This window comes from Calothrix sp. NIES-2100, from assembly GCF_963875285.1.
Taxonomy (GTDB): Bacteria; Cyanobacteriota; Cyanobacteriia; order Cyanobacteriales; family Nostocaceae; genus Aulosira.
Window position 1 is genome coordinate 6,157,289 of record NZ_CAWNLA010000001.1, and the last position, 22,756, is coordinate 6,180,044.

Genomic DNA, 22,756 nt, shown 5'->3' on the forward strand with positions numbered 1-22,756 from the left:
TGTAAAAAATGCTTAAATCCTTACCAAGGAAAAAATAGTAGCGTTATTGTACCAATTTATTGTTCGGGTGATTTTAATGCTTGATCAAGAATTTTGCGTGCTTGTTCAGCTTTAGTTCGCGCCTCTTGGTAACGTAGATTCGCTTGGGCAAAATTCTTCAGCACTTTAAAACCTTCTTTGAGGCGAGAAATTTCTTCTTCGGTGACTGAATCATCGGAAAACAGAATATCAACCGTCTGGCGAATTTCTAAGGCTTCAGTACGTGATTCCTGAACTTTGAGCTTAAGTGTGGCGAGGTTGCTGAGAACTTGGACAGCTTGAGCGATCGCATCTTCACCACTAGCAATCTCTGTGGTTGATTCTTTAACTTCAATTAGTTGTTGTGGGCCAAATCCTTCTTCAAGTTCTGTCGGTAGCTTACCTGCATCCATCAGTTCCATCAGCTGATCCATTGCTTTCTCACGGGCTTTGGCTGAATCTTTGCCAGAAACAGTGAGGATAATTTCTGGGCTTTGAGGGATAGTATACTGAACCATATTGCGGGCAGATAAATTGCTGTTTAACCAAGCCTGAGGAAATAATTTTATCATGGATAGAGTGGCAACAAAAACTTAAAAATTTCTAACCATTGAAAACAGAAATTAATTTTTATTTGTTAATCGCCCAACCCAGCCACTCAAAATAAAACTTTATACTTGAGAAATAGAGTAAAAAAAGTTAACAGGAGGGGAGAGCAATGGCTCCCAATCCCAGCATTATGCAAGCTGTGGAACAGCTGGGTTATCGCGTCACTGTTGGTGATGTCGCCACCCAAGCCGGATTAAATATCGCAGAGGCGGGACAAGGGTTATTAGCTTTAGCATCTGATGCTGGCGGACATATGCAGGTAGCAGGATCAGGTGATATTGTTTACCTATTTCCGCGAAATTTCCGGAATATTTTACGTAACAAGTATTTGCAATTACGGCTTCAGGAATGGTGGCAAAAAATTTGGGGTATTTTATTTTACCTAATTCGCATTTCCTTTGGGATTTTTTTAATTGCTTCCATCGCCTTAATTACGGTTACCATCATCATTATCATTACTGCTATTAACTCAGATCGTGACAGCGACAATAGAAGCAGTAATTCCGGGGGTGGTGGCTTCTTTTTCTTCCCAGATTTATTTTGGTATTTTAGCCCCAATTATCAAACTGAATACCAGCAACGGCGACGCACCAGAAACCAAACAAGTAATCTGAATTTCTTTGAAGCAGTCTTTTCGTTTTTGTTTGGTGATGGTAATCCAAATGCCAAGTTAGAAGAACGTCGTTGGCAGGAAATTGCTGCTGTCATTCGTAATCATCGTGGCGCAGTTGTAGCCGAACAAATAGTACCTTATTTGGATGATATTGGTGAGAAATATCAACAAGAGTATGAAGATTATATGTTACCTGTGCTTTTAAGATTTAATGGACAACCAGAGGTAAGTCCGGAAGGACAAATTGTCTATTACTTCCCAGAATTGCAGGTGCAAGCCAGCAAACAGCAGCGTCAGTCAATACCTGTATATTTAGAAGAATCGCTGTGGCGTTTTAGTGCGGCTAGTTCTGGACAAAATATGCTCAGTGCTGGCTTAGGCGCACTTAATTTTGTTGGTGCTTTAGTATTAGGAAGTTTGTTAAGAGATGGTACAGTCGCAGCCCAATTAGGTGGATTGGTAGCTTTTGTCCAAGGGATTTATTGGCTATTGTTAGCTTATGGCATCGGTTTTTTAGGTGTACCGTTACTGCGTTATTTTTGGATTCAATGGCGTAATAAAAAAATTGTGGCACGTAACCGCGATCGCCTGTCTCGGGCTAGGCTATTAACAGATGCCGATGCCAGTTTACAACATAAAATTGACTACGCCCGTCAGTTTGCCTCGGAAAACGTGATCGGTAAAGAAGATATAGTCTACTCTAGTGACACTGACTTACTGGAACAGGAATTTGAGCGTTCTGCACAGATTGACGCTGAATGGCAAAAGCGATTAGATCAGTCTTAAGCAATTCTAATTAAAACAAGTAAGGTAACAAAAATGGCTGGGCGTATTGCCCAGTCTCCCCATCATAATTATGCGAAAATTTCGTAATCATTCATAGACCGATTAAGGGACATCCAATTTTTTAAATACCCATTAAGACCCCGCCCTTAAGGGCGGAAACTCATTTTTAGTGGGAGCGTTACAGCACTAAGCATTCAGCACTCATTCCAGCTAGAGTTCTTAAATATTGAATTTTTAATTTTTTGTCTCGCCTATACTCTTTTCGTGAGTCAACAACTGCCGAATCACAGTACCCAGATGTTTCAGTTTCACGGGTTTGGGCAGATATTCATCAGCCCCAGCTGCGAGACATTTTTCTCGGTCTTGAGGCATGGCTAACGCCGTGAGAGCAATGATGGTAACCGAGGCTAATGATGGATTGGCGCGAATCAGGCGGATTGCTTCTAAGCCATCTATTCCTGGCATCTGAATATCCATGAGAATCAAGTCAGGATTGTGAGTAATGGCGAGATCTATTGCTGCTTGTCCATTTTTTGCCAGGATTAATCGATAGTCTTGCGTATGGAGATAGGTAGCGCAGGTTTCAATATTCGCCTCATTGTCTTCTGCCAATAGGATTAGAGGGCGCTTTGGGGGCGGAGCGGTTACCACAGGCTGAACTGGAGAAAACTCTTCAGTCAGCTTCTGGCGATCGCTCTGGAGCGAACTAGTGGAAATCTGGCTAAGTAGAGAAGCTTCTGAGTAAGGTAAGCGAACGGTAAAGCAGCTACCTTTGCCGACTTCACTCTTAACCGTCACACAACCATCATGCAGTTGTGCGATCTGCTTGACTAAAGTTAACCCTAACCCTGTCCCAGAATACTGACGATTAAGGCTACTATCAATTTGGACAAAAGGTTGGAAGAGTTTATCCATATCCTCTGGTGCGATACCGATCCCAGTATCAATTACAGAAAAAGCGATCGCTGGCTGAAATGAAAAAGCATTCCCCTCTGCATCTTGAGGCGATCGCTCTACCCTAACTTTTAATGTTACTGAACCACCCACTGGGGTAAATTTGATGGCATTATTGAGCAGATTAATTAGTACCTGCCGCATTCTTCGCTCATCAACTTCTATTTCTTCAGCAGTTGTTGAGATATCTGTATGCAATTGAATATTTTTTTGAATTGCCTGTTGCCTAACTAAGGACAAACTGGATTGGCAGATCTGGTTGACTAAAACAGACTGGATTTTTAGTTCAAGTTTGCCTGCTTCGATTTTTGCGACTTCGAGGATGTCATTAATCAATGACAGCAAATGCTGACCACTGCTCTCAATAGTTGATATTGAAAGTTTTTGGCGCTCATTTAATATGCCTAAGACCTCTTCTTGTAATACTTCTGACATTCCCAAAATAGCATTAAGGGGAGTGCGGAGTTCGTGGCTCATGTTGGCGAGGAACTCATCTTTGAGGCGGGTAGCGCGAACAAGTTCGACATTGGCGCGGCTGAGTTCCTCGTAGGCTTGTTGGAGTTTGACTTCTGCTTGCTTGCGATCGGTAATATCTCGCCCAACTGACTGATACTCAATTAAGCGTCCCTGCTGATCGAATAAAGCACGATTACTCCACTGCGTCCACCGGATTCCTCTCTGGGTAACAACCCGGTTCTCAATGGTGACGATGGGGTTACTCAGACTCATGGAATGAACAAGCTGATTTACCTGTTCCTGGTCTTCCGCAAAAACAATTGGCTGATAGCTACTTCCGATAACCTGTGCTTGCTTTAGTCCAAAAAAGCGGCAGTAGGCTTCATTGACATAAACAATGGTGGTATCTGGTAGAAATCGGCAAATCAGCTCGGTTTGGTCTTCAATAATGGCGCGATACCTTGCTTGAACTACCTCAGCCTCCTGCTTAGCTGTTTCAGCAGCCAGACGCAATTTTTGTTCCTGTATAGCAGCTTCTTGGCGAATTTGTGCCAGCTTCAAAGCCGCTTCCACCCGTATCAGTAGTTCCCGTGTTGAGAAGGGCTTAATCAGGTAATCATCCGCTCCTGCTGCCAATCCTTCAATGCGCGATTCTTCCCCTGCACGGGCAGAAAGTAGAATGATCGGCAGTTCTCGCGTCTGGGGGTTAGATCGCAGTTCCCGCAGTAGCCCAAAGCCATCTAAGCGCGGCATCATCACATCTGTCAACACCAAATCAGGAATATGTTGACTAACAGCAGCGATCGCTTCTATGCCATCAGCAACGGCTTGGACTTGATAGCGTTGCTCCAGCAAGCGCTTGGCATAGTCACGCATATCAGCATTATCATCAACCAGCAGGATACGGGCAGAGGGAGTAGAGGGGGCAGAGGAAGCAGAGGAAGCAGAGGAAGCAGAGGAAGCGGAGGGGGCAAAAGATAAGATTTCTTCTCCATCTCTTCCTATTGGTAGCCAACGCCAAGCTTCTTCAATATAAGGAGATGCTCCCATTGCTGTAGATGCTAAGGTGCGCGAAATACCAATGTGCTCACTGGGTAAATGGGCAAATCCAGTAGGGATGACGACCCGAAAGCAACTACCTTGACCTAATTGGCTGGTGATATGAACAGTACCACCATGCAATTTCACTAACTCCTGCACCAAGGACAGGCCAATGCCTGAACCTTCAAAACTGCGACCCTGTGCTTCTTTGACTCGGTGAAACCTTTCAAATAAATGAGGGATTTCGTTGGGGGGAATACCAATACCTGTATCCGCAACAGTCAATTCAATACGATCGGCAACATCCTGCAAGCGAACTGTAATCTGACCAGCAAATGTAAACTTAAATGCATTAGATAACAAATTGAAGACAATTTTTTCCCACATTTCCCGATCAACGTAGACTGGAGCCGATAATGGAGCGCATTCCACAACCAAAGACAACCCAGCACGTTCAATCAAGGAGCGAAAGGTGCTGGCAAGTTCGGCTGTCCATTTTGATAAATCCGTTGGCTGATAAACTGCTTGAATGCGTCCGGCTTCAATGCGCGAGAAATCTAGTAGAGTATTGACCAGTTTGAGCAATCTTAAGCCGTTACGCTGTACAATTTCCATGCGATCGCGTTGGCTAGGAGGTAAGGGAGCCTCTGTATCACTTAGCGCATCCTCTAGTGGAGCCAGCATCAAGGTTAGCGGTGTGCGAAACTCATGGGAGACATTGCTGAAGAAAACGGTTTTAGCGCGATCAATCTCTGCCAGTGCTTCTGCCCGCTTGCTTTCGGCTTCATAAGCACGGGCTTTTGATAAGCTGTTGGTAACTGCATCGCCCAGCATCTTGTAGAATTGGCGGTAAGGCTGATCGAGCGGTCGCCGGGAGCTGACTCCAGCCACCAGCAATACCATTGGGTGTTCTGCACCTGGCAAGCGAATCGGTAACACCAATGCAGTTTGCGGCGACTCCGGGTAGGGGCCGCAAGACAATTTACCCCACCGCTCCTGCAAGCCATCAACCTGTAGCGAATGCGGCGATCGCACTACATCCGCCAACGGCCACATCGTTAGCGACGCAGCATCTAAATTTACTAACGTTGGGCTGGCGATCGTATCTTTTGATAAACCGACACTTTCTACCAGCCGCGCCTGCTTGGCATCAGAATCAACCAAATAGATCAGCACAAAAGGCAAGTCGAGATCGTGCTGAGCTAGCGTCTGGGCTACTGCGGCGATCGCTGCGGACACAGTTTTAGTATCCGTCGTTTGGTCAGATAAATCCCGTAATACCTCAAGTCGCCGTTCCGCCAGAGTTTGCTGAGTTAACTCGATCACAGGATGGAACAGTCCACCGACACCACCTGTTTCGTCGCGGATCGGACTAAAGGAAAACGTAAAAAATGTCTCCTCCATATAACCGTTGCGATCAAGAAAAATCTGCTGATTTTCCAGGTAGGAAGCCTCCCCTTCACAAGCACGGTTAAATGCTTCGCCAATGGCTGGCCATGCTGAAGCCCAACATTCTCGGAAATCTTGCCCCATAGAGTGGGGATGTTTCTTGCCACAGATGGGCCAGTAGCCGTCATTGTAAATCTGGATATAGTTCGGCCCCCAGGAAATAGAGATAGGGAAATTAGAAGCAAGGCAAAGGCTGACAGTTGTGCGTAAGCTTTGAGGCCAAGAAGCGATCGCCCCTAGTGGTGTCTTCGACCAATCCATTGAGCGAATCAGCTTGCCCATCTCTCCACCACCGATGAGCCAGTCCATAGAGGCTGCTTCCTGATTACCCATCATAAATTTTCCTGCTATCAAAAATGCCTTAAAGAATTACTAATTCGTAATTTTTAATTAAGAAACTGCGCCATTTCAAAAACTATCAAATAAAGGTAAATTATAAGTTACTTTTAAATTTTCCAGTTCAAATTTAATTATTAATTCTTAAATTAATATACGCGGTGAAAGTCGATAAACCTTAAAAGGCTTGAGGAGTCAGGCTTTCATAATTTTTGGTGAATGAGGCTAAATTTTGGGATAACTTAACCGCAATCCCACCACTTTTTGATGGCTTATTGCTATATAGCTCTGATCTGGGTGGGGGTTATGCAATTCCCAACTTTGGGATCTCTAGTATCCTCAGCAAATATTCCCATTAATTGGGTGCAAATATTTCGCTGTTTAAATTTTGACTTGCAAACAAAAGTACTAGCCATTAGTAATTAGCTAATAGCCATAAAATAGAATAATACTTAATAAAAAACTACAGAGTAGTTTCGCTGCTTTCTACTAGTTCTTCTGTATCTTCTTTAACTCTACGAATGGGTAAGTTGGCAATCAAAGCTGTAGTTCGTTGGTTGCTTTCTAGGGAAAACTCCAAGTTATCTGTATCAACTTCTACATAGCGACAGACAATCTCGAGGATTTCTTGTCGCATTTTTTCCAACTTCTGGGGATCGATGTCGGCACGATCGTGAGCAATCACCAATTGCAGGCGACGTTTAACGTGAATGCGACTGGTATCTGGTGTACGAGAAAAAAGTCTTTCTAGAAGTTCGAGAATCATTGCAAATAGGTCTGCGGAGACGGGAAAATTAGTTAAACAATCTTAGTCCACAACAACTTTCTTAGACGAGTAAAGATGTTGTCTTGGGGTGAGTCGAGTTCAAGAAATTCGACAGATTCCCCTTCTAATCTCCGTGCAATGTTCTCAAAGGCCGTAGCAGCTAAAGAGGGGGTATCCGATAGTACCAAAGGCTCGCCGCGATTGGTAGAGACAATTACACGCTCGTCGTCTGGGATGACTCCAATCAGGGGGATGGCAAGAAGTTCCTGAACATCTTGAACAGACATCATATCATTGGCTCGCACCATTGCGGGTCTGATCCGGTTGATTATTAGATGAATTCGCTTAATCCCTTGTGCTTCTAATAACCCGACTACACGGTCAGCATCACGGACGGCAGATATTTCTGGGGTGGTGACAATCAGGGCTTCTTTTGCGGGTGCGATCGCATTTTTGAATCCCATTTCAATACCCGCAGGGCTATCAATGATTACGTACTGGTACTTTTGCGCCAGTGCGTTCACCAATAACTTCATTTGGTCGGGGGTGACTGATTCTTTGGTACGATTTTGGGCGGCGGGTAACAGCACTAGATTAGTTTGTCGCTTATCTTTGACTAAAGCTTGTTCTAAGCGACACTCTCTAGCTAGAACTTCCACCGCTGTATAAACGATGCGGTTTTCTAGCCCAAGTAGCAAGTCCAAGTTTCTCAGACCAAAATCCGCATCAACTAAGGCTACTTGACGACCAATTTTGGCGATCGCCATCCCCAGATTTGCTGAAACTGTGGTTTTTCCAACGCCTCCTTTACCGGAGGTAACGACAATAATGCGAGTCATGATCGAAACACGCTCAATTAGGGTTTAGAAAATATAGTAATTACTAAAGGATGAAGGATGCAGGATGTAGGGCGAAGCCCTAACAGAAGGGTAGGATGAAAGAAATTGTAATCTTGACCTCACCCCCAGCCCCTCTCCTAAAAGGAGAGAAATGTAAAACACTGAATTTTTCTTGCTCCTCCCTCTCCTTGTAGGAGAGGGAGGTTGGGTGGGTGAGGTCTGTTGAATTCACGTAGTGTTAGGATAATTTCATACTTCATACTTGATCCTTCATCCTTCATACTTCATTTGGCTGCGAGTAAAATCAATAGCCCTAGCTATGCGAATGCCTTCAGGTGTAATATGTGCTACTTCTGGTGAAAAATGCGTAGGCGATTTTTCCGGTGCCCTAGCTACAGCATCGGCGATGCGCAGTTGGGTAGGTTCCATTTGCAGGGACATAATCAGACACTCACGATTGCCACTAGCACCAGCATGGGCAACTCCCCGTAATCTACCCCAAACTAAAATATCTCCATCTGCCACTACAATACCACCTGGATTTATATCTCCTAAAATAATGACACTGCCGGGATGACGGATTTCTACACCAGAGCGTACCGTCATTTCTAGGTAAAGTGCATCTGCTAAGGGGGTGGGAGTAGCTTTGATTTCCGAACTCAAGGAAGTTTCTGGCTGTAGTTGTTCTACAGAATAGCCAGAGGAGACAGCGGCGATCGCAGTTTGACGGCGACTAGTAGCCACGGATTTTAGCTGGAGTTGGACTTCATTTAAGACCTCAGCTAGTTCTTGCAGTTGTCTGCTATCTAACAAGCGGTCTTTTGCCATCAGATATACTGGTGTATTTGCTACCCGGAAGCGTTCGGCTTGCAGACGTTGGCGCATCTGTTGCCAAATTTCATACCAGCTAAATTCTGTGGCGGGTACTTGGGCTTCTGCGGGTAAAATTAATAATAGTCGTCCCTCCTCTGTTTTCCATTGGACTTGTATATTATTTTTGACTTTCTTTTCTGGTGATGCTAACTCTAGGTTATTTAAATCAGAAAGGCTAGTAATTGAGTCTAAATCAGATTTCTCTGCGGGAGGATTTTCGGATTTGGCGATCGCATCATCAGAAACAGAACTTGTCTCGGAGTCAGGATTCTCTGACTTTGCTACCCCATCAGTAGTTACAGAGTTTTTCTCCCCTTCCGGGTTGTCTGAATTTGATTCCCCATCAGTAGTCACAGAATTGTTCTCGGAGTCAGGGTTATCTGAATTTACTGGCGCAGAATTTGTCTTTAAATACTGAATAACAGAATTTAGCTCGGCGTCAGGGAGAATAGAATTGGACTCGCTAGGAGAAACGTTAGATTTTGCATCTGCATCAGGTATTGCAGAATTGGACTCTAAATCGGCAGAATCAGAAGTCATACAGCACCCGCCAAAAGAGAAAGAACAAGTTTTTGCTTAATCGTTTGTCACCCAAGAAACTACTGAGTGGTGAGTATATCAGATGAAGTATGAAGTATGAAGTATGAAGTATGAAATTACAATAGCCCTCACCCTAAATCCCTCTCCCAAGTTTGGGAGAGGGACTTGGAAATTTTCTCCCCTTCTCCTATTTTGGGAGAAGGGGTTGGGGGATGAGGGCATGAATCACTCCAAAAACCAGAAGTATGTAGCCATTTTTTCATCCTTTACACTGCATCCTTTTTAGTCAATCTGCGATAACTTGTTGCTAAAGCATCAGCATCGCCAACATTACCAGGAAATAATACGACTGGCAAATTAGGAAACTGGGGATGATCAGCGGGTGTTAGCACCATCGAACAACCAGCTAAAATTTGACCAAGTAACCGGGCTGAAGTTAAGGCTAGTCCAGTACTTAAGACATCGTTAGAGGTAATACCGCCTTTGCTGATTAAGAATCCTATATCAGATGGTAAACCCCGGACAATATCCATTAATAAACTGGAAACTCTTGTGCCAAACTCTAACCTTGTATTCACATCCTCAAATATAAGTTCTTGACGGCTGGTGTAAACTACTGGTGTTTTGCCAGCGTCGTGTACCGCCTTGATACTTTCTGTGATCTCGGTTAGCAGTTTAGCAGATTGATTAGCTGGATCATCAAGTAATCGCGCCACGTTGACTTCAATTCCCTCCGTTCCCGCTGCTTGCAACAGTGCTTCTAGCTGTTGAGTCGTCTTTTTGACATGGGAACCGACAATCACTGCTCCTGGTTTACCACCACGTACATATTCTGCCATATTTTCGGCGGCGATCGCTTGGGGGGGTAAGTTGGCTAAAGCTGTTAAGATACTGGCAGCACTGCGGAATAAAAAGCGTTTCCCCTGACTGGCGGCTGTTAAAATATTAACTGCAAAGGTGTTTAAGTCAGCTTGAGTTTCACCATCGACGACAACGCACTGATTACCATGAAGTTGTAGCAACCGTTCCAAACTACCTGCACGGATATCAGCTAGCAAGAATCTTTCGACAGACTCAGCAGTAATTTGTCCTTGGGTTTTTTCTTCTACATATTTGGGTAAGTAACTGTGATGGTAGCTGAAGACTGAATCACGGGCGAACTCAGTTTCATGCACTGGCTTAGGTTTACCTTCAACAACTAAATAATGGATGCTATCGATGGTGATGCGTCCCCCTTCAAAAAATGCTGGGACGAGAAAATGGGCATCAAAGGGACCGAGTTCTTTGGCGATCGCATCTGTTTCTATGGGATAATGTCCCCGTAAAGTGGAATCCGAACGGCTAACTACGAGAAAGTCTGTAATCCCTTCAGCATTTAAAGCAATTTTGAGATTTTGACAGACTTCTTTCGTTACAGATGCAGCTGACTCTGGTGGCAGCGATCGCGTATTTGTGAGAATAAAGAAAATTGGTGAATCATCTTGCAAACCGATGCGTAAAGTCTCCACATCCCAATGCATCAGCAGCAAACAGCTGTGGACTGTTTGGGAACCTGTTGGATCGTCATCCAGGACAATAATTTTCGGTTTTTTGGTCATTGGAGTCAACGCGGCGACTGTAGTTTGCTGATTTCTGCTTGCACATCCAAGGCAATCTGCAATGATTGATTGATAAACTGCGCGTATTCTCCAGCTTGACTGTTAAGTTGCAAGGCTTGGAGATTGGCTAAATTATTGACAAATAACTCTTGATTTGAGCCAAGCAATTTTTTATTATCACGTAAAATTCGTTCGGTTTTCAAAGCGCGAACTAAATCTTCGCGAATCAGTTGTAATGCGGAGATGACTTTTTCGCGATCGTTGATGCTGCTTTGACTATTGCCAGATGTGGCTAATTGGTCGTTAATATCGATAGCGCGGATGACAGAATGATATTTATCGACTTCATCTAAAAGGATAGTCAACCCTTGGGGACAAGTGAACTTACGCCAGAGCGATCGCCCAATGACTACAGAAATTGGCACTAGAATTAGTAAAATGATGCCTATTTTAATTGAAGAACCAATAAGTGGCAGAATAATAAAAGCGTAAATCCCACCCACAATAATCGGTGTGAGTGCCAGCGCCACCAACCCCTCATTCATCAAAAACCCTAATCGCTTCTCGCGGTCTGCCATAATAGAAGGTCGGAAAACGTCTTCTGGATCGAATCCAGTTAAGCGTCTCAATTCTCCTTTGCTAATTTCCAAACCTAATAAATCCGGCTGCACTGCTGGATACTCCTTAAGGAAGCGCGAGTTGCGTATATATTGTAGTCGGTTTAGCGTTGAGGCGACGATTGTTTATTCGTAGGGGCGGGGTTTCCCCATCCTTGACGGTGCTACTTTCACCACCGATTAAGCTGTATTGAGTGACAATGCGTAGAAGCGGAGTGGCTTGTCGTAGACATCGCATCGACTCAGGTGATTTCTCGAAGAGTTTCGACGACTTCGCTCAACTCTCGATCACTCAGTTGGTTGAGCGGACTTGTACTGAGCGAAGTCGAAGTAGTCGAAACCAACGGCTATGCTTAATGTATTCCAAGAATTCACCTCACAATGCCATTGTATCGAGTGACAATGCGATCGCATCCAGTGACAATGCCATTGTATCGACTCACAATGCGCTCGCATCGACTCACAATGCCATTGTATCGACTCACAATGCGATCGCATCCAGTGACAATGTCATTGTATCGACTCACAATGCGATCGCATCCAGTGACAATGCCATTGTATCGACTCACAATGCGATCGCATCCAGTGACAATGCCATTGTATCGACTCACAATGCGATCGCATCCAGTGACAATGTCATTGTATCGACTCACAATGCGATCGCATCCAGTGACAATGTCATTGTATCGACTCACAATGCGATCGCATCCAGTGACAATGCTATTGTATCGACTCACAATGCGATCGCATCCACTAACAATGCCATTGTATCGACTCACAATGCGATCGCATCCACTAACAATGCCATTGTATCGACTCACAATGCGTAGACGCAAAGCGGCTTGTCGTAGACATCGCATCAACTAATTGCTCAAATAACCCAACACCACCCGAAAACCAACATTGATATACTTATTTTCTCGCGCGTTACAGTTGCGGACTGCTGACCGACAATTCCAGGGGTTCATATTCCATGAACCACCACGCACCAAGCGGTTATGATTATCACTCAGCCAGACACTTCCATCTGCTGGCGCTCCGTTATAATTTTTGTGCCAGTTATCTTGGCACCATTCCCATGTATTACCATGCATATCAAATAAACCAAAGGGGTTGGCGGGAAATTTACCGACATCCGTTGTTTGTCCCCGATATTTACCCTTTGTCCCCGAAGCGTAAGCGTAATTACCGTTGTAATTAGCTAAATCTGTTGTAATTGTTTCGCCAAAATAAAACGGAGTAGTTGTTCCCGCACGACAGGCGTATTCCCATTCTGCCTCAGTTGGTAAGCGATAGGGTTTTCCTGTTACTTGAGTAAGTCGCGCACAAAATTCCACTGCTTCATCCCAGGAAACTTGTTCCACAGGTCGATTAGCACCTTTAAAATGAGATGCTTCGGGATTTAATTGAATATTTACCTTTTCAAGAGCAGCAACAGCTTTCCATTGGTTCTGAGTCACGAGATATTTTCCCATGAAAAAGGGTTTAATCGTGACTGGATGTTGTGGACTTTCTGAGTTATAACGTTCTGGTTCATCTCTTGCGGAACCCATCAGGAATTCTCCACCGGGAATTGCAACCATTTCTAAAACTATGCCATTATTACCCAAGGTTTCTGTGAAAAACTTGGAGCGTCCGCGAATGAGGTTAATTTCCCAGGTTTTTCTCGTCTCTAATAATTCAGATTTGATAGTTAAGGTAGCAAACTCAAACTCAAACAGCTCAGTTTGAATTTCCACTTTCCCATACTGTGGTTTCTGGGGAACTACCCGTGCTTCTATCGCTGCGATATCCCCATCTCGTAATCCTAAATGTCGCTGATAATCCCGCAAATCTTTTTGCGTCGTCTCATTAAAGGGATAATGTTGCTTAACTGCATCAATTAATACTTGTTCATACTCCTGTAATTTCTGCTGATACTCGCGATAGGGTTGGAGAACTTGTTCGTGAATTTCCCTAGCTTCATCCTCAGATAAACCCAAATCAATGCGCTTAGATTCCAATATTTTCAAAGCAAAAACCGACAAAGTCCCCTGACCTTGTTGGGCGCGATTTCTCGCTTCTTGAAGGTATACTTGCTCAGGAGAGGGATTAAGAAGAATAGTTGGCGGGACTTTTAAAGCTTGCAGTGCCTCAGCTGCTTGGGAATAGCGTAAACTAAAATGACGGCGCACCATTTGAGTTAACACCTCAGCCAGATGGTCATTCACCTGTGCGTGATTTCGCCAGATGATTTCACCTGTCAATGGGTCTTCGTGCAAGTTAGAGGGTGAAACACCAGTCAAAGCTTGAATTACTGTCATCCCCAAAGCATAGACATCACTACCCAAACAAGGTTTACCATTTTTTTGCTCCGAAGCCATATAGCCGGAAGTACCGATGACAACGCTGGAATATACTTCGCCTTGAGAATTTACCATCAAAGAGCCAAGTTCTTTCACCGCGCCAAAATCAATCAGGAAAATCTGACCATCTTCATGTCGGCGCATGATATTTTGCGGCTTAATGTCGCGGTGAATCACTCCTCTACTATGGATAAAAGACAAAACTTCGAGAACATCTTGCAACAACTTGGTTGCATAATCCTCACTCAACCGCTTACCGGGAATGATTTCTTGACTCAGGTCTTGTCCTTCGATAAAATCTTGAACTATATAAAGAATTTCGTTTTCGCTAAAATGTGCGAGTAAGTGGGGAATTTGGGGATGTTGACCCAGTTTTTCGAGAATAGCCGCTTCTTTTTCAAAAAATTCCACAACCCGGGGATGGGATTGGTTAGGACGCAGTTTTTTGACTACACATAATGGTTTGCTAGGTTGCAAAATATCCCTAGCCAAAAATGTTACAGCAAAACCACCGCCGCCCAATTGCCGAATGATTTCGTAGCGTCCAGCCAGTGTGTTCAAGATGACTGCCAACCCCCAGAAACCTGATGCATTTTAGTGTAATTGTCAATGATGGAATCGAGCAAGTCAAATCAAGGCTGAAGTATGAAGAACTCCAGCGATACTTTAAGTGCGATCGCATCGAGTGACAAGGGATTTCCCAGTAAAAAAATATTCCCTTGCTATTGTTGTAGGGGCGGGTTAACCGAGATTCCCGTTAACAATCGAAGATATTTGTGAACCCGCCCCTACAGACAGTCAACCGTCAACAGTCAACGACTTTAACAGGAATTTATGGGATGTGGACTATTGACTGTTAATTCTAAATTTGCTAGAATAAAATCGATAAGGAAGAAGTATTTAAAATTAAATTAAATCAAAAAGCGCTTGCCATTAAGGAAGCGGCTTTTAGCAGTCTCACGCAAAAGCGCATTCGACGGAGTCGTTCCCGCAGGGTAGGCGCAAAGAAAAGTTCATCAAAGCCCAAATTCATAACAAGGAAAGTTGCGTTGCGCCTTGATTGGCTATATAAACTACTGGCTTGTTAATTTTCCGCACTTTCCCCTCGATTACAGCTCTATTTAACCAATCTTGCATTTGTGAGAGTCTGACATCTAAAGATTCAGCCAGAGATTTTGCATCCTTGGGTTGCTGTAAATGATTGAGAATCAAAGGTAAAACAGCATCGTAGATTTCTGTTGAAGGATTTGGGGTGGTTTGTGGTGATGTTTTATCTTCCTCAGTTTGTATAGCTGTTGTCAAAAGTTCCCGCAATGAATTATTCCCAAGTTCAGCGGGAAAGAGTTTTGCACCTTGATTGTATAGTTGCTGGTTACCTTCTGAGATCTGAGGATGCGATAGCGAAGCGCTGCGCCCAAGGGGCGATCGCACAAAAACCGGAATCTCTTTCATTCGTGAAAGTGCTTCCACCGCACCAGCCCAAGTACCACCTTTACCAAAAGCGGAACTCACTATCAGCGCATAATCTGCTAAAGCATAAATATACTTGTTACGCCCCATTGCATTACCAGCGTTAAAACCAGCATCGGGATCGTAACTAGAAACTAAAGTAAGTCTACCTTCTTTAATGCTGGAACGATATTTGCTGTTAACTGCTGCTTTAGTTAAACTATCAGCTAGCACACCGATAGATGTTCCCCCAGCATCCAACACCCCTAACATCGCTGCTTGATCTACTCCCCGCGCTCCACCTGAGACTACCTGAATTGCTTGTGCAGCACAGGTTTGTCCAATTCTTTGAGTATAGCTAACTATCTCTTCATCGATATCACGAGAACCGAGAATTGCTAGTCCCCCCAGAGATAAAAGTTCAATATTCCCAACTCCATAAAGAATTGCTGGTGCAGAATGTTTCAATATCTGCTTCAAACGCTTGGGATAATTTGCGTCACTTCGTCCCAACACCCATAATCCTAAATTTGTCCATTTCTCCACTGCTAAACTCAGCATTCCACCCCGTTCTAGTAAAGCAAGAAGCCGATTCGGGTTAAGCTTATTAATAGTAATTTTTTGTAACTGTTCTTTTGCTGTTGCTTGTAGTAAGTCTGCGGGACGCATCTGGTTTTCTTTTAACCAGTCTGCTAAAGAGTTATACTCACTCAGAGTCAGGGGTAATGGTTCAATTTGTCGATTTTGCCCAAAACTGGCGCACAACAGCAAAATTGCTTGAGTATCTGCTGGTAGGACATGATTTAACATGATATTTTAATCCCCTTGACCTAATGAATTAAGTGCTAATGCTACGGGAAAAACCATCCCACAGCCAGCACTACGCAACAGTGCTGCAATTACAGTAAAAGTCCAACGGGAATCTACCATATCATCAATTAAGAATACAGAACCGCTGATTCCTGACCAAGGGTCAACCGCAAAAGCCCCATTCAAATTATGAGCTTGTTGATAACTATTACTCATATTTTTTTGTAACTGAGTTTCGCGAATTTTGCGGACAATAGGTATAAACGGTAAGTTTAATTTTGTCGCCAAGCGTTGAGCGAAATTCGGTACAAGTTCTGGACGATTCAATGAGGGAACACAAGTTACCCAAGTAGGAAATGATTGGGGTTGCCAACGTTGAATCATGTCATAAACGCCTTGCACTAATGCATCATCAAAATGATTATTTATATATTTACCTTCCTTGACTAATTCTCCCCAACCTGCATCATTCCATAGAGATAATGCTCTACCTGCTTCGGCTTTGAGATTATCTTTAATTTTTCCCGAAAACCCATAAATTGGTAATGATTGGGAAATCCACATTTTCCGGGGTTCAATAATTTGGTCGCTACGACGTAAATATACAATTGCTTGATTGACAAGTTCAATTGAGCAATTTACTGGTAATAAAGGTTTACCTATGCACACAGCACATTTTCCACAAGCAGTGGGATGAGGATCGTCTAATTCTGTTGCCAAAAAAGTCATTAAACATTGTGGACTTTGCATATATTCCCACATTCGTGCTTGTTCTTGGCGACGAATTTGTGTTAGTTGGGCAATTTTTTGAGTATCAGGTTGATAATTTATGGGAGTCGCATACCATTTTGAACTTTGCTTGGTTACGGGTGCAGGAGATTCCAAGGAAAGCAATTTTAAAACTTTATCAATTTGTCCTCGCGAAAGATTGAGTTTTTGTTCTATCTGAGGAACAGACAAACCATCTACAGCTTCGTTGAGTACAGTTAAAACTTTTTGCGTATGTATTTCTGGAGGAAAAGCAGTATTGATAAAATAGTTAGTAATTTCATCATCTTCATTACCACTGAGAAGAATTCCGTAGGCTATGTCAACCGCTCTACCTGCTCTACCTACTTGCTGATAATAGTGGACAACAGAACCAGGTCTTTGGTAATGAACGACAAAGCCTAAATCTGGTTTATCAAAGCCCATCCCTAAAGCTGTAGTTGCCACTAATGCTTTAATTTCATTTTGCAATAGTTCGTCTTCTAATATTATCCGCACATCACTTTCTAAATTACTATGATATGCTTTGGCGTTAATATTTTGAATTTTTAACCAGTTAGCGACTCGTTCAGCATCTCTAACAGTTAATGTATAAATAATCCCACTTCCTGGTAAATTGGGTATCTGTTCTGCTAACCATGCCATTCTTGCTGCTGGACTAGGTAGAGAAAGATTTTGTAAACGCAAACTTTGTCTAATTAAATTTCCTCTAGAAATACTTATATTTGAACCTAATTGAGCGTTAATATCATTAACTACTCGATTATTAGCTGTAGCTGTTGTCGCCAGCACGGGGATATTTTGTGGTAGTGCTTGTAAAATTCTCACAATCCGCCGATAATCAGGGCGGAAATCATGTCCCCAATCGGAAATACAATGGGCTTCATCAACAACAAATAAACCGATACGTTGAGATATAGGTAAAAGAATTTTTTCGCGAAATTCTTCATTAGCTAATCTTTCAGGAGAAATTAGCAGAATATCTACTTCACCTATTAGCAACTGAGTTTTGACAACTTCCCACTCATCTGTATTGCTGGAGTTAATTGTAGCGGCTTTGATACCGATGCGTTGGGCTGCTGCAATTTGGTTTCGCATCAAAGCTAGGAGTGGAGAAATTAACAGTGTACAACCAGCACCGCGTTCGTCGAAGACGTTGGCGCAGCCATCGCGTAACAAGCGAGTTGCTAAAAAATAAACTAGACTTTTACCCCAACCAGTACGTTGAACAACAAGTAAACGCGATCGCTTTTCGATTAACTCTGCGATCGCTTCCCATTGTCCAGGGCGAAAGTCAGCGGTTGAGTTATCCAAAGCTTGACGCAACAGCAGTAACGCCTTTGACTGAAGTTCGGTTGTCATATATACTCAGTACTTAGCATTTCTGTTTTAACACCAATTTAATCAGAACTTATGCACTCAGATCCCCCAACCCCCTTATTAAGGCAGGGCTGTTTCATCCCACAAGGGATAAGAGTTTGTCAATATCATGAGAAATAAATCTTTGGGCTTGGGTGATGGAGAAATAACCATTTCGGCGGCGGATGTTGAGAGCGATCGTTCGCATCACTGACAAATTCCCAGGAGCATTACCCATACGTATGGTCGAATGGTCTTCATCAAAAATGACATCTTTGACTCGAAAATCTTTTACTTGCCGTAGTTGTTCAATCAGACAAGCACCCATTATTTTCATCCCCTCGACGCTTGTCATTTTACATCTTTTAGGGAATGAAACAGCCCTGCCCTTAAGAAGGGGGATTTAGGGGGATCTATAATTTTTTGCTACGCATAAGAGGACTTTTAAAACATCCTCTAACGGCGATCGCACTTTTTCATCAGTCTTGGGAAATAGAATCAGCCATAACTGTGTGGTGGTGGGGAAATTGGGCAGAACATACTGCTAATTGCCAAAAATGCTAAATTGATCAGAGCATATCTTCAGTAGGGCATTGTCTGCATGGACCCTATCTCCGCTACTATCGGCTTTATTGTCGGCTTAATTGGTTTTATTGCTAGCACGGTGCAAGTTCTGGACTATATCGACAAACGCCGTGAAAAGCACCAAGCAACTGAATTGGTAAGTACTTCACAGCCTACTCCACAGCTAAAATCTCAGACTGGACATCGGGTTGATTGGGGGGAAGCTGTGGATGTGTCGGTTTTTTATGGACGCACTGAAGAACTTACTCTGTTAGAAAGCTGGGTTTTACAAGATAGCTGTCGTGTGGTGGCGATTTTGGGGATGGGGGGAATCGGGAAAACTTCTCTATCTATTAAGCTGGGACAAAAAATTCAAGGGGAGTTTGATTTTGTGATTTGGCGCAGTTTGCGAAATGCGCCACCAATACAAGATATTCTGGCAGATTTGATTAAGTTTCTCTCTTTGCAGCAGCAAACTGATTTACCTGAGGATGTGGGGGAGAGAATTTCTTTACTGATTGAGTATCTGCGCTCATCACGCTGTTTATTAATATTAGATAATGCTGAGTCGGTGTTTCAATCGGGTGCTTTGGCTTATCGAGAAGGATATGAAGTTTATGGGGAACTGATTCGACGTATTGGGGCGACAAATCATCAAAGTTGTTTAATCCTCACCAGTCGCGAGAAACCGCCAGAAATTGCCACATCGGAGGGTGAAACTCTGCCGGTGCGGGTTTTACAATTGACTGGGTTAAAAGCAGTCGATGGCGAAGAAATTTTTCATACTCAAGGACTTTCTGGGACACAAACAGAACAAGTAAAGCTGATTGAATTTTATAAAGGTCATCCCTTAGCATTAAAAATAATTTCGACGACGATTAAAGAACTATTTGATAGTAGTATTACTGCTTTTTTGTCCCAGAATACCATAGTGTTTGGGGGTATTCGCCAACTTTTAGACCAGCAATTTCATCGACTTTCCGATTTAGAAACAGAGGTGATGTACTGGTTAGCAATTAATCGGGAACCTGTGGGAATTGGGCAATTGCGAGAGGATATTGTTACCCTGTCATCACAGTCAAATTTGGTGGAGGCGTTACAATCATTAGTTAGAAGGTCGCTAATCGAAAAAAGTAATGCTCTGTTTACTCTCCAGCCTGTGGTGATGGAATATTTGAGCGATCGCTTAATTGCCGAAGTCTGTGAAAATATCATCACAGGGGAAATTACTCTCGGCAATCGCTATGCTTTAATGAAGGCGACTGCTAAAGATTATATCCGGGAAGCCCAAATCCGCCTGATTATTAAACCCCTGTCCCAAAGGTTATTGAATTTACTGGGAAGCCAGAAAAAAGTTGAAACTCAGTTACAGCAAATTCTCGCCAGCTTACAGTCAAAATCTACCCAGCAACCAGGGTATATCGGCGGGAATATTTTAAATTTACTTTGCTATCTGGAAACAGATTTAAGCAATTATGACTTTTCCCATCTCACCCTTTGGCAAGCTTACCTCAAGGGAGTGAATTTACAGCAGGTAACATTAGTCAATGCGGCTTTATCGCGCTCAGTTTTTACGGATATTCTCGCAACTATTTTCGCCGTCGCTTTTAGTCCCGATGGTGAAATTTTAGCTACAGGCGATGCGAATGGGGAAATTCGGCTTTGGCAAATAGATGATGGTCAACCGATTTTAACTTTTAAAGGTCATACAGGTTTTGTGCGCTCCATCGCTTTTAGCCCGGATGGTCAAATTTTAGTCAGTGCAAGTGTTGACAAAACTATTAAATTATGGTCAGTTAATGACGGTAAATGCCTGCAAACTTTACAAGGACATAGCGATCGCGTAGAGTCAGTAGCATATAGTCCCGATGGTCAACTTTTAGTTAGTGGCAGTTACGACCAAACCCTGAGAATCTGGTCAGCGAATACCGGACAATGCTTGCAAGTTCTCGAGGGACACACTAATGAAATTTGGTCAGTCGCCTTTAGTCCTGATAGTCAAACTGTAGTTAGTGGTAGTTACGACCAAACACTGCGACTATGGTCAGTTAATGATGGTCAATGCTTGCAAGTTTTTCCGGGACATACAGATAAACTGCGGTCAGTCGCATTTAGCCCTGATGGTGAAATGTTGGTTAGTGGCAGTTATGATACTACAGTCAGGCTATGGTCAATTAGAGATGGTCAATGCTTGCAAGTTCTTCAGGGACATAGCGATCGCGTTTTAGCAGTGCGGTTTAGTCCTGATAATCAAACTGTAGTTAGTAGTAGTTACGACCAAACAGTCAGGTTATGGTCAGTCAGTGATGGACAATGTTACCAAATTCTCCAAGGACATAGCGATCGCGTTTGGGCAGTAGCATTTAACCCTGATGGTAAAATTTTAGCTAGTGCAGGTTATGACCAAACAGTGCGGTTGTGGTCAGTGAGTGATGGTCAATGTCTGAAAGTTTTTCAAGGCTACATTAACGGTGTCGAGTCAGTAGCATTTAGCCCCGATGGTCAAACCTTAGCTAGTGGTGGTTTCGACCAAAAAGTTAGACTGTGGTCAATTGCCAATAATCAATGTCGCAAAACCTTAGAAGCACATACCAAGCAAGTCAGGTCAGTAGCATTCAGCCCTAATGGGGAAATTTTAGCGAGTTGCAGCCATGACCGCACAATTAGACTATGGTCAGTTAAAGATGGTAAATGCCTACATATTTTAGACGAACATACTCATAAAGTGCGATCGCTAGCATTTAGTCCCGATAGTCAAATATTAGCTAGTGGTAGTCATGACAGCACAATTAGATTATGGTCAGTCAACACAGGTAAATGTCTGCACGTTTTACAAGAAAATAATAACCAAGTATGGTCAGTAGCATTCAGTCCCGATGGACAAATTTTAGCTAGTGCAGGTAACGATCAAACAGTAAGATTGTGGTCAATGAGCGATCGCAAATACCTGAAAATTTTACAAGGACACACAGGCCAAGTCGGGCCAGTAGCATTCAGCCCCGACGGTCAAATCTTAGCTAGTGGTAGTAACGACCAAACAATTAGACTGTGGTCAATTAAAGATGGTAGATGTCTCTCAATTCTCCAAGGACATAGTAACTGGATTTGGTCAGTCACATTTAGTCCCGATGGACAAACCTTAGCCAGTGGCGGTGACGACCAAACAGTGAGACTATGGTCAGTTAATGACGGCAAATGCATCTATATATTACAAGCACATATTAATCGAGTTTGGTCAGTGGCATTTCATCCCGATGGACAAATTTTAGCCAGTGGCAGCGGCGATGGCACAATAAAATTATGGAACGTCAAAACCGGTGAATGTATCAAGACTTTGCAAGTGGAAAGACCTTATGAAGGGATGAACATCACCGGAATTACAGGTTTAACTGCTGCGCAGATAGCTACGTTGAAAGCATTGGGCGCGGTGGAGAGTTAGAATAACTAATTACCCGGACATGATATAAGTCCTAACTCGTTAATCAAGCTTAGATCATTAGGGACATCCAATTTTTTACAGCATCTTCCTGTAAATAGACCACAATTGCCGTAGGGAACACTGCGCATTGGTGTCAACTTAACGTGAAAAGCTTTGTTGCTCAAGATATTCGATCCCCCTAAATCCCCCTTAAAAAGGGGGACTTTGATTCTTTTCCCCCCTTTTTTAAGGGGGGTTAGGGGGGATCGAAAGTTTATGGTGTAAAGAGAGAGAACCCCAAAGACTTACGCTGTATGCATCTGGGCTTAAGTTGACACCAATGAGCAGTGCTGTGCCCTGAGAGTGTGGTTCAACTACGTGAAAACTGCTATAAATACCCAATAATACCAATAGACATCTTTGAAAAAGAATCTGAAACCCTTCCCCTGTCTAGATGAAAACCTAGTTTCTGGAGATGTCTAATTCAAATAATGTTTGCGACACATCATTATATTCTAGAGGGCACGGCAGTGCCGTGCCCCTACAAT

General features: G+C 43.2%; 16 protein-coding genes. 3 read left to right on the plus strand and 13 right to left on the minus strand.

Annotated features, from left to right (window positions below; translation table 11 throughout):
* Window positions 1–56 precede the first annotated feature (56 nt).
* Window positions 57–536 (minus strand): hypothetical protein, encoded by a 480-nt coding sequence (locus AACU32_RS24995; protein WP_096608165.1) that lies wholly within the window; start codon window positions 534–536, stop codon window positions 57–59.
* Window positions 537–736: 200 nt separating this feature from the next.
* Here AACU32_RS24995 and AACU32_RS25000 point away from each other — a divergent pair, with 200 nt between their 5' ends.
* Entirely contained in the window at window positions 737–2,026 is a 1,290-nt protein-coding gene (locus AACU32_RS25000; protein WP_096603890.1) for a hypothetical protein, read from the plus strand.
* A gap of 234 nt (window positions 2,027–2,260) precedes the next feature.
* Here the strand turns inward: AACU32_RS25000 and AACU32_RS25005 are convergent, their stop codons facing one another.
* The 12 genes from AACU32_RS25005 to AACU32_RS25060 form a co-directional block, all read right to left on the minus strand.
* The gene (locus AACU32_RS25005; protein ID WP_096603891.1) at window positions 2,261–6,262 is read right to left on the minus strand and encodes an ATP-binding protein; all 4,002 of its coding nucleotides are present in this window, start codon (window positions 6,260–6,262) and stop codon (window positions 2,261–2,263) included.
* Window positions 6,263–6,725: 463 nt separating this feature from the next.
* Complete coding sequence (gene minE / locus AACU32_RS25010) at window positions 6,726–7,028, minus strand: cell division topological specificity factor MinE (RefSeq protein WP_096603892.1); 303 nt, start codon at window positions 7,026–7,028, stop codon at window positions 6,726–6,728.
* 32 nt (window positions 7,029–7,060) lie between these two features.
* On the minus strand, window positions 7,061–7,867 hold the full coding sequence (gene minD, locus AACU32_RS25015; protein ID WP_096603893.1) for a septum site-determining protein MinD: 807 nt from the start codon (window positions 7,865–7,867) through the stop codon (window positions 7,061–7,063).
* A 270-nt stretch (window positions 7,868–8,137) separates the two neighbouring features.
* Entirely contained in the window at window positions 8,138–9,280 is a 1,143-nt protein-coding gene (gene minC / locus AACU32_RS25020; protein ID WP_096603894.1) for a septum site-determining protein MinC, read from the minus strand.
* A 266-nt stretch (window positions 9,281–9,546) separates the two neighbouring features.
* A complete protein-coding gene (locus AACU32_RS25025) occupies window positions 9,547–10,878 on the minus strand; it encodes a four-carbon acid sugar kinase family protein (protein WP_096603896.1) in 1,332 nt (443 codons plus the stop codon).
* 5 nt (window positions 10,879–10,883) lie between these two features.
* Window positions 10,884–11,549, minus strand: coding sequence for a hypothetical protein (locus AACU32_RS25030; protein WP_096603897.1), 666 nt, complete (start codon window positions 11,547–11,549; stop codon window positions 10,884–10,886).
* A gap of 13 nt (window positions 11,550–11,562) precedes the next feature.
* Complete coding sequence (locus tag AACU32_RS25035; protein ID WP_339378256.1) at window positions 11,563–11,733, minus strand: hypothetical protein; 171 nt, start codon at window positions 11,731–11,733, stop codon at window positions 11,563–11,565.
* Window positions 11,734–11,866: 133 nt separating this feature from the next.
* On the minus strand, window positions 11,867–12,355 hold the full coding sequence (locus tag AACU32_RS25040) for a hypothetical protein (RefSeq protein WP_339378257.1): 489 nt from the start codon (window positions 12,353–12,355) through the stop codon (window positions 11,867–11,869).
* Window positions 12,356–12,358: 3 nt separating this feature from the next.
* The gene (locus AACU32_RS25045) at window positions 12,359–14,401 is read right to left on the minus strand and encodes an SUMF1/EgtB/PvdO family nonheme iron enzyme (protein ID WP_096608166.1); all 2,043 of its coding nucleotides are present in this window, start codon (window positions 14,399–14,401) and stop codon (window positions 12,359–12,361) included.
* Between the two features lie 468 nt (window positions 14,402–14,869).
* Window positions 14,870–16,099, minus strand: a complete 1,230-nt coding sequence (locus AACU32_RS25050; RefSeq protein WP_096603899.1) for a DNA-processing protein DprA — start codon at window positions 16,097–16,099, stop codon at window positions 14,870–14,872.
* 6 nt (window positions 16,100–16,105) lie between these two features.
* Complete coding sequence (locus tag AACU32_RS25055; protein ID WP_096603900.1) at window positions 16,106–18,229, minus strand: RecQ family ATP-dependent DNA helicase; 2,124 nt, start codon at window positions 18,227–18,229, stop codon at window positions 16,106–16,108.
* Between the two features lie 94 nt (window positions 18,230–18,323).
* On the minus strand, window positions 18,324–18,581 hold the full coding sequence (locus AACU32_RS25060; RefSeq protein WP_339378258.1) for a hypothetical protein: 258 nt from the start codon (window positions 18,579–18,581) through the stop codon (window positions 18,324–18,326).
* 68 nt (window positions 18,582–18,649) lie between these two features.
* Between AACU32_RS25060 and AACU32_RS25065 the strand changes: the two genes are divergently transcribed.
* Together AACU32_RS25065 and AACU32_RS25070 are read left to right on the plus strand one after the other, a co-directional pair.
* Window positions 18,650–18,790, plus strand: a complete 141-nt coding sequence (locus tag AACU32_RS25065) for a hypothetical protein (protein WP_339378259.1) — start codon at window positions 18,650–18,652, stop codon at window positions 18,788–18,790.
* Window positions 18,791–18,827: 37 nt separating this feature from the next.
* A complete protein-coding gene (locus AACU32_RS25070; protein ID WP_096603902.1) occupies window positions 18,828–22,229 on the plus strand; it encodes an NB-ARC domain-containing protein in 3,402 nt (1,133 codons plus the stop codon).
* Window positions 22,230–22,756: the final 527 nt, after the last annotated feature.